Consider the following 9,828-nt stretch of genomic DNA (forward strand, 5'->3'; position numbering starts at 1 on the left):
TTAGAACACGATATCACGATGGATCCCTTGATGCCTATGAACCAGAGCGCTTTGGAGTTAGCGCTGTTGGCATTTTGAAAGCCCTGAGACGTCTTGGGGTTCGCTATAAAAAATCCAAAGGCGGATCTCGAAAAAAGATCTGTATTGTGCCAAAAGCATAATAAATTAACCAAAAAAGTTGATGAACGTGAAATTGCTGATGATATGTCAAGAATTCACGAGTATTCTGTAAAAGAGAAGCGTTGTTACGGAAAACAAGAGTTGGAGTGCCAAAAGTAAACCAAATGCTCTATACGCTTGAATGAGTTCTACTTTAGGGCTCATTAGATTGTGTACGAGTTCTGTAGAGGTATTGACTTGTTGGCTAGAGGAAAGGGTACTTACCAATATCCCAGAAAACCGTGGTAGTGTCATGGATAATGCTGCCTTCCATCAAGGGAAAGCGAGTCAGCAAATGAATTAAGGGTGCTGATCATACTTGACTTGACCTACCTCCTTATTCTCCTGACCTTAATCCCATTGTGAAATAATGGGCTCACGCTACACGGATACGACGTTCTACAACGTGTTGAATTGAGGCGCCATTTTCTATAACCGTTCTATAGTTAGTTGGCTATATTATAGTAAATCACTTTGAATTAGATGTATATCCATAATAGGATAAAAAGAGAAGTGTTTACAAGGTTATAGAGTAACAATTTCAGAAAAAACGTAATCTATGCCCTGCGCAAAAAAACACCACAAAAAAAGTATCCGAAGTGTTTGAGGTACACAGGAATTCAGTAATTAAAAAGAGTACCGGATGCATCATACTTTATTCCATTAATCACAAAAAACAAGCGCATTGATCCACTCTGTTGGCTTCGTATTAATATTTCTACTCCCTTATTCACACCATCTAAGTGCTCTAGAAAAATTTTGGGCTACTATGAACCCATGGATTAACCGTAACATTACTCAATTTACGGAATAATATAAAACCTTACTTTAATTCTTTAAAATCCCATTTTTAAGTCAAATTATTATAAATTTTCTATATCAATTTATAGAGGAATGTCTCGTGATTCCATTTTCTAAGCCTAAAAAGCTGCCAACAATTCCATCCATTCTTCTTCTGTAAGGGTTTGAATGTGAAGAGCCTGAGCTTTTAGGTATTTTGACCCCGGATCAGTCCCCACCACAAGATAATCTGTTCTCTTAGAAAGATGAGTACTCACAGTTGCTCCAAGATGCTGGGCATCATTTATTAAACGGCTCCGAGGTGCGTGGTGAAATTTTCCGGTAAATACGACGTGCTTCCCCTGAAATGGTAAAAACACTTGAACAGTTTCGTTTTTCTCAAAGGTAAGATATCTCATAATATTTTGAATTTGTGCAGCGTTGTGATGAAAAAAATCTGTGATAGATTGGGCTAATACATACCCAAATCCTTGTATCTGAATCAATATTTCGTGCAAGGCATCCCTAGGCATAGCCAGTAAAGTTTCGGGAGAAAACTTTTTTCCCAATATGTTCGCGGTTGTTTTGCCTACATGGGGAATACTTAAAGCATAAAAAAACCGTCCTCTAGGAACATTATGGCGTTTATACTCAATAGACTCTAACACTCCATTCACAGATTTTTTTCCCCAACCATCCAAAGTCATCCAATGATTTTTGTACTGGGACAAAGTGAATAGATCCACTACCTCGTTTAAAATTCCTTCTTTATGCAATCTGTGTACATTTTTTAGACCTAATCCTTCGATGTCCATGGCATCTTTAGACACAAAGTGATGGAGGGCCCAAATTTTTTGCGCTGAACATTTTAACCCAGAAATACATCGATGGGCAGCTTCTTCTTCCAGCCGAACCACAGGCCCTTGACATACAGGACAAAATCGGGGAAACATAAACTGACGCCTATCTGTATTAGTTTCATCAAGGGAACGTCTAGGATACACTACTTCACAAACTTGAGGAATCACGTCTCCTGCGCGTTGAACTCGAACACGATCGCCAATGCGTAAATCCTTTTTTAAAATCTCATCTTCGTTATGTAAACTTGCCCGTGCAACTTGTACACCCCCCAAAAGTACCGGGGATAAAATTGCCACGGGTGTTAATATTCCTGTGCGTCCCACTTGAATTTGGATATCCTGCAGCTCTGTAATACTACTTTTCGCAGGAAATTTATGGGCAATAGCAAAACGAGGACTTTTTGCACGATACCCTAACCGGTCATGGTGACTCCAAGAATCTATTTTATAAACGAGACCGTCAATTTCACACTTCAATGTTTCTCTTTCGGATAAAACCTTTTCGAAACATTCTAGTAACCCGTCTGCTGTAGTTCCGAACCCATAGGATAAAGGCATACAAAATCCTAATCTTCGTAAACATTCCATAGCCTCACCATAAGAAGCCTTAAGCTGAGGCCATACTCCATGTACCGCAAATTTCAATCCTCTGTGCATTACATGCACTGAATCTAAATGGCGTAAAGCACCAGCAGCGGCATTACGAGGATTTGAAAAGCACAGCTCTCCTCTATGACGTCGATCGCGATTAAAGGATTCAAAATCTTCTTTTTCAATATAAACTTCTCCCCTTATCTCTAGATCTTCTGGCATATCTTTAAAATCAATCTCTAAGGGAATATGGGCAATATGTCTTACATGTTGGGTAACATTTTCTCCCATTTGACCGTCTCCTCGAGTGGCCGCCGAGACAAGATTGCCTTTTTTATACTGGAGTGCTAGAGTCAGTCCATCAATTTTTCCTTCCATTACAAAGCGAACGAGATCTCCGTCCAACGCTTTAGAAGTACGTTTTATAAACTGGGCTATCTCCTCGGGGGAATATACGCTGTCCAAAGAATATAGAGGAAATAAATGGGAAATACGTGCTTTTCCGTCCTGTAGTAAACTCGTCTGAACCTGTTGAGTGGGACTATCAAAAGTTACCAATCCAGGAAAGCGCTGTTCTAAGTATACCAAACGCCGGTATAGTGAATCATAAGCGTCATCAGAAATCAAAGGAAGATTTTCCTCATAATACAAACGATTATGCATCCGAATCTCTGTAACTAGAGCATTCCATTCTTCTTGAATATCGAAGGGAATCCTAAAATTCTCCACAACATTTGTACTCAAAGCACTGCCATGGTATTCAATTTAAAAAATAATAGACCCTGGGTCAAGAGGTGCTTCTTTAGCTAATGTAGTTACGAAATAAAGAAAGTGGTATAGAAAAAATTACTGTTTACAAAACGTTCTACGAAAGCAGTGAACCTTAGGTATCATTCAGCACATTGAGTTTATCTGAAATCTCTGAATCCTGAAAAACTAATACGAAAAATAACAAGTTTTTAGATCCATACAGTATTTTGGATATTACTCCGCAGCACTCCACAGAAAAATTGGCTTCCTACTTATGGAGGCTGAAAAAAATTAGTGAATACTTCAAGTGATTAAGAGAGCTTGGTGGAAAGGTTCATCCTCATGCTGCCAAAGAGAAAAATTAGGTGCTCAGAGTATTAATAAATTCGAACGCACCTTCAGTGAATTGCACGTACGTTGAACTAATCGAGAATATGACGGTAGTAATATCGTAAAGAAGAAATAAAAAAACTCTAAGGACAGAGAATAAAGTGCGCTATATTCATTATGGTATTAAAATATTTTTTATGAATCCTATAATAAACTATATAGTATTCGGTGAAAAAAAGAAGTAGATTATAGCCTCATAGTATTGAAATAATTATCTAATTCTATTCTTAATACATTGTTTCATATAAGTCCAGAATTGCTCTATAAGATTTAGATCGGGTGTACAAGGGGATAAAAGTATTGTTTTTCAGCCCACAGATGCGATGATGGCGCTTATCTTTTAATGCATGGAATGAAGGATTATCCATAAGCCCAAGCGTTAGTGCTTTCATTCAACACTGTTTTATTCCCAATCCTTACAAATCTTCGTATTCCAAGATCAATGAAAAGCCATGGGTGCTATGGATTGATTATTCACTAAGCCACCTCTAGTATGGGTTCTTTGGTTCCAGGCGCTTTACCTATACGCTTTTCCCCCATCCGCTATCTTATCAAATCGCCATATCAACATCACTTTTATCAATAATACATAAAACTTTCTTTCGTTATCTCTTTTATGACTTCTAGATATTCATCTCACTTTTTTTCATCTGCTTCCATATAAGCAAAGGTTTTTATCGCTGCTAAATCTTAGCTTCTACGGCATATACTTCAATTTAGCATTCTCATTTATTTTTGATAAATAATTCTACTTTTGAATAATTTAGTCTACGTTTACACCCTAAACGTTTTCTAGCATCGTACTTTTCCGTCTTTCTTATAAGTTATGCCTCGATCTCACTGACTATATTCGTGTGTATCTCAAACGCTTTTGAGGTTTTCTTTTGTATTTTTATTTTGATTAGGGAATGTATTTCTTTTTTTAAATTTATGGACTTTTGGATATTTTTCTTTTTTATTTTCCTGATAATTCAAAGTGATTTACTACATCTAAGCATGTGAAAAATCGGGAAAGCTTTTCCTGAAAATAAATAGAAGGGTGTTTTGATAGTACTGAAAGATTTTTGACATTTTTAGGAGGCAATGATTACAAATTCTCTTTTGCACAGAGTCTTCGTGTAACGGATCATACAGCGATGATGTCTTGTATTGGCGTTATTGAGCTCGATGAAGCCATCCTGCTTGCTCCAATACCATGCTGGTGCTTCGGAAAAGTTTTGAACGAGCATACATTTTTCAAATGTTTTACTTTTTTTATAAAGTCACTTGAATCGTACAGCATTATCCCAAGATCCCCCAGTAACCCAGTATACAGTGGGCCTGTTGGAATGATTCATTGCTTTGATGGTATAAAGTGTATGATTTTTTGAAGAAAATACTATATTCATCCCACTCTCATGGATGGTTGAGAAAATCTGAAACTCTTGGGTATTGCCTATACCTTTCACAGCCTATCGATAAATACTAGAAGGACTATACTGAAAAATCTTAACAAATATAAAAAAAAAGAAGGCGTCCCAATATTATAGAGAACGACACAGAAGGGTTTTTTCGGCTGTTTTTTCGTTGTTTATATCGCCCATTACCATTGATAAAATTTAGGAGTCGAAAGATCTTTTCAGTACTGAAGGCTCGGACACAGCCATTTCACTCTTTTTGTTCACACTCTCAAACGTTGAAAAGCTTCTCTATACTTTTCAAAAGATTCCTAAAAAACTTGATGAGAACGCCGATATTGTTGATACAAAGGATACGCCCAACGTATATTGTAGAGCGCTTGACGCACTTCTTCTTTCACTCTAAAGAGACCACACTTAACCCGTCTCCAGGGTGGAAGAATTTTAAGGTGTTCTCTTCCTATTTCTTCAATAAAAGATAAGCCTGATGCTTGTGTCACAATTCGAGGTTCGACTCCCACAAAACGCAGGTTTAATTGATGAGACTTTGTGTAATAGTGATCCACCGGAAGTACGATTGGAAAAGCCTTAGATAATAAACCATGAGCACCACGTTTGGTTAATACGTAAGCACCCGCACCCGTCACTGAGGTTAAGTAGGTACACAACTGATATCCTTTTTCAAAGTGCCCAATCGGTAAAGGCATCCCTCTGTGATTCAGTTGAAAACTACATATATCCCAATCTACTCGTTCTTTTTTTTCGAAAGAGGATGTGTGCAAGGCTCCCAACCGATTTAACACATAAAGCAATAAAGGAGGATTGAACAGTGCGTCGTCTTCTAAAATAAGCCCGTAGGCGTGCTGGGAATGACAAAACATTTCCCAAGCTCTAACATGACCTAAATAACAGCCTATTGTTCCAACGCTTAAGGGTTGTCCAAAATATTGAATACTTTTTTTAGAATTCACACGAATATGTGAAATATTTTCGTGTTTTCCGTCCACACCAGAAATACGTTGAATATGAAAAGTAGAAAACTGGGCTAACTGGAGCATCATTCTTTCCCAGCGTTCTTTTCCACGATCTAGGTTGATGATGTACGTATTAATCACGATACACCTCTAAAATATTTTTACTTAATTTCCATTAAGATCTTACGATATTTAATGTCATTTTCCCAGAGTGTAGTTCTCTAAAATTTTTGAACATAGACGCTTTTGCTAATATTGTTTTGTAGATTAAATTGTTGGTGTAAGAATAAAGAAAGGAGTAGAAAGTAAAAAAACGTTCAAAAAGGTCGCAGTATCGAAGTGAATACAAAAAACTACTAAAAATAACTCAGAAAAGTGATCAATATGTTTCAGGGGGGGGAAACTATTTTTAATAGTTCTTGTACAGATTTTTTTGGGTTTCTTTGAATAAGGGCTTGTGTGATCTTTTTATCTTCATTATGGTTGAGGTATCAAGCGCGTAAGTAATTCACATTTATTTAAGTATAAAATTTTAACTTCTTAACTTTTTGATTCATCTGTATAATTAAAAACTTTTTGACAAAAAAAAGAAATATGTTTCCAATAGGTTTTGTATCCTATACGTGAAAATGTAGTATGCCTATTGAACAAAATTATCTTGCACCATCTCATGAAACTTTGGAAACTTATTTTACATTTCTGATAAAATATACCCAACTTAATCGCCCGCTAAGAGACGTGATCCGTCATTGTATTGCTAAAAAATATGCACTTTCTACAGAAAAAGCTTTGGTATTGGTGTATTTACATGCAAAAGTTTCGGATCGATCTTGTTCTATTCATCACATCATTGCAAATCATTGGTATGGAGGGTTAAACCCTTCTTATATTCTAAAAAAATTGTCTGAGCATGGACTTATTGAAAAAAAATGCCATGAAGAAGACAGACGCAAAATAGTAGTCACCTTATCTGCTTTAGGGCGCACCGTTGCTTACGAAATTCAATGTCGTATGGAGTATTTACTGGATCAAAGACCGGGATTGATACAAAGTTTATCTCACTCTATTCAGTCTGTAGAACAGCTCATAAACTTTTTGCCATGAATACGGTTTAAACGCACCTAGCTCATGAGAAAAATTTAATGGAAGTGTAACCCCAGAACATTATTTGATGGGGTTAGCGTGCAAGGTAGACTGATATAGAACTAGATATGGACTGTTTGCAAAATTTTAAGAAAATTTATTTTCTTATATTTTTTTGACAATTTTAAACGTTGCCCAAGAAAATTCTGGTTCAAGCACTCAAAATCATCCCTTAGCTGAGGCATCGATTAAAAAATTTCCAGAAGCATCGCCAAGTCATTACATGCAAAGTAGAAGTATAGGAACTATTGTAAAATATTTGAAAAATAAGCAAACCTCTAGAAATGAATCATTTAACCAGACATTGTGAAACGGTTTAAAAACAGCAAGGGGGAATTCTATTGGTTTGCTTAGGCATGGATTATGAATAGTATTATTTAATGGATCAAAATAATGGATCAAAAAAATTTTCTTAATTTACCTAATCTTTAATTTACCCAATCTATTGAGAAAATGCACAGAGACGAGCCGCGAGCATCTGAGGAAAGCAAGAACTTTGACCGGATTTTAAATAAGACAATTCTTATTCAGTCGTTTCAACCTAAAAATGAAAAGTCTCGGCCTAACATACAGGCTGAGAAGAAATTTTTTGTGAACGATCCTCATTATAGTTTAGAAGCTTATCAAATTTTGCGTTATACCTCATCTTAATAGAATAATTAATTTTGAGTCAGGGATTGAAAAGACTAAGCAGGTAGAAAATTTAAAACAGTCTTTAATTCCTTTATTCCAGAAAAAAAGATTTTTTATTTTGCTGTTCACAATCGTCAGCAGGAGGCAGGACACGCTTTGGCAATGTATATAAATACAGAGGGAAAAATCGTATTTTACGATCCTAATGACGGTGTTAAGGAAGGCAGCGATAAAAGATACGTTGGTTTTAACAATATTACACTCAATAGAACCATATAAAATGGATAGAATTTATATTTGTTCTGTCTGTAATCTCGACGAAGAAACATGTTCTCTATTACGTTTTCCCAATAAGAAGGACGTGTTAGACTCCCTTCTGCATACCAACCAATTCCCGAACAAATCGCTATTGTTCTCATGTTTTAATAACAAAGATATTTTGGTAACGAGAAGCGGTGAGTAAAGGCAGAAAGAGTAGAGTGTTGAGAAACGAAGCCCCATGAAAAAAATCAGAGGATTTTAGGACTTTCTTTTCGTGTTCTAACCCGGATCGTGTAGTAGAACATATTCTTAAGTTGATGAATGAAGATGAATGGGACGAATGGACTGCGATAAATACAAAAAACAGTACCAAACTTAAAACGTATCTGCAGTGGCAATACAGAGATATTCAGCGTACTCCTGAGCCTGGATTATTCCAAGATATAAAAATTGAACAAAGATATTATATAAATAGAGGATGCAATGGGTTTTAATAATACCCTTAAAACATATTGAACTGAAGTACTCAGATTATTAAAATATGGTACAAAAAGTTTGATTTTCTATCAAAATGGTCCCGCAGGTGAAAGTAAACAATTCATATTTCATAAATTAAAACAAGCAGATGGGATTGATAAGAATCAGATCTGTGAACGAAATCCAAATTTGAAGATTCAGTCCTTTCGGGATATTCCTTTTCTTGATAATGTAAAGAAATTTATTCTTGAGAAATTTCAAACTTTAAATATTTAATGGTCCTGAAAATTTAAGGATAGTGCTCCCGTTATTAATAAGTTGGTACACAACTGCTCCGCTATCAAAATGGTCTCGTCGGTGAAAGTGAAGAATTTAAAGTTTTAAAATACGGAAAGATTGCAACATATAGTATAAAGAGTAAAAATGAAAATGCTATACCAAGTTCATTTTTCACGGTTAGTGAGGCCAGCCAATTTATTCTTAATAAATTTCAAAATGAAGAGACAGAAATTCTTGTTCGAAAAATAGTGAAAATATAAAAATCAACAAATGGAAATTTCTATTAAAATAAATGGTAAAGCTTAAAAATGGTGAACTTTATCTAATAAATTAAACGTGTAGAAAATTTTTGTAAAAAATTTAAGCGTAGTCTAAAGCGTATGTAAACAAATTAATTTGGGCTCTTGAGTTACTGAATGCGGTCCTTAGAGCTTTTTTTGAAGATTCTAACCTTTTGATACTTCTCAGAACCTATACATAAAACCAAGGGACATAAGGAAAGAGTTGAGATAAATTGTGAATTATGAAAGAAACACGCAGCACTTACGGTGCAAGCCGTGAAGGTCCAGGATCGTTACCTAATGAAGACCGTCCTTTAATCCCTTTAATGGGCACACGCTTACTGGAGACCTAATCTGGAACCCATCGCGTGAGTGGTCTTCAAGAGTGACTCAATGTAACCCATGGTTTATCCAAGTTTGCCAGCCTTGACACAGCAGCCAGTGACGTCACGAGTATTGAGGGTAACACCATTGGCAACAGCGACAAAGATAAAGCATTCCATATCGTTCGTGCTTGGTGCCATAATAATCAGCCGGTATTTGGTCAGGAAAAGGTAGATGCCAAACGCACCGAAGTTCCCCCAAGATGCTCAAACTTTTGGATTGTTTGATCCCAGAGAGTTATGATATATATTATGAAGATAATAATGCATGGAGAAAAAGCTTATGGGACAAGTATTACACGCAAATGCCAGAACAACGGAGGCAATCCGTAGAGAGATCCGTGATAGTAAAGAGAGTATAGGAAAAGCGGCTAAAAGATTTAATGTTAACCCAAAAACAATCATCAAGTGGAGAAAAAGAGAAGATACGAAAGACCTTCCCATGGGACCTAAAAAGATAAAATCTACAG

7 protein-coding genes and 1 pseudogene are annotated in these 9,828 nt (G+C 36.1%); 5 read left to right on the forward strand and 3 right to left on the reverse strand.

The window, feature by feature from the left end; all coding sequences use genetic code 11:
- Window positions 1–144: 144 nt before the first annotated feature.
- Together HCUR_RS09765 and HCUR_RS08160 are read left to right on the forward strand one after the other, a co-directional pair.
- On the forward strand, window positions 145–279 hold the full coding sequence (locus HCUR_RS09765) for a hypothetical protein (protein ID WP_279337412.1): 135 nt from the start codon (window positions 145–147) through the stop codon (window positions 277–279).
- Between the two features lie 22 nt (window positions 280–301).
- Window positions 302–463 (forward strand): hypothetical protein, encoded by a 162-nt coding sequence (locus HCUR_RS08160; RefSeq protein WP_165780603.1) that lies wholly within the window; start codon window positions 302–304, stop codon window positions 461–463.
- Window positions 464–1,079: 616 nt separating this feature from the next.
- Here the strand turns inward: HCUR_RS08160 and ligA are convergent.
- The 3 genes from ligA to HCUR_RS01295 form a co-directional block, all read right to left on the reverse strand.
- Window positions 1,080–3,119 (reverse strand): NAD-dependent DNA ligase LigA, encoded by a 2,040-nt coding sequence (gene ligA / locus HCUR_RS01290; RefSeq protein WP_104206395.1) that lies wholly within the window; start codon window positions 3,117–3,119, stop codon window positions 1,080–1,082.
- A gap of 638 nt (window positions 3,120–3,757) precedes the next feature.
- Window positions 3,758–3,922, reverse strand: coding sequence for a hypothetical protein (locus HCUR_RS08165; protein ID WP_165780615.1), 165 nt, complete (start codon window positions 3,920–3,922; stop codon window positions 3,758–3,760).
- A 1,316-nt stretch (window positions 3,923–5,238) separates the two neighbouring features.
- Complete coding sequence (locus HCUR_RS01295; RefSeq protein WP_165780616.1) at window positions 5,239–6,042, reverse strand: glycosyltransferase family 25 protein; 804 nt, start codon at window positions 6,040–6,042, stop codon at window positions 5,239–5,241.
- 495 nt (window positions 6,043–6,537) lie between these two features.
- Here HCUR_RS01295 and HCUR_RS01300 point away from each other — a divergent pair, with 495 nt between their 5' ends.
- From HCUR_RS01300 to HCUR_RS08175, 3 genes and pseudogenes are all read left to right on the forward strand, one after another.
- Window positions 6,538–7,005 (forward strand): transcriptional regulator, SarA/Rot family, encoded by a 468-nt coding sequence (locus tag HCUR_RS01300; protein ID WP_104206397.1) that lies wholly within the window; start codon window positions 6,538–6,540, stop codon window positions 7,003–7,005.
- 780 nt (window positions 7,006–7,785) lie between these two features.
- Window positions 7,786–7,956: a hypothetical protein gene (locus HCUR_RS10030; RefSeq protein WP_423751882.1), complete on the forward strand. Its 171-nt coding sequence runs from the start codon at window positions 7,786–7,788 to the stop codon at window positions 7,954–7,956.
- Window positions 7,957–9,641: 1,685 nt separating this feature from the next.
- Window positions 9,642–9,828: pseudogene (locus HCUR_RS08175) on the forward strand (IS481 family transposase); the annotation flags it as partial.

The organism is Holospora curviuscula (genome assembly GCF_002930195.1).
GTDB classification, from domain to species: Bacteria; Pseudomonadota; Alphaproteobacteria; order Holosporales; family Holosporaceae; genus Holospora; species Holospora curviuscula.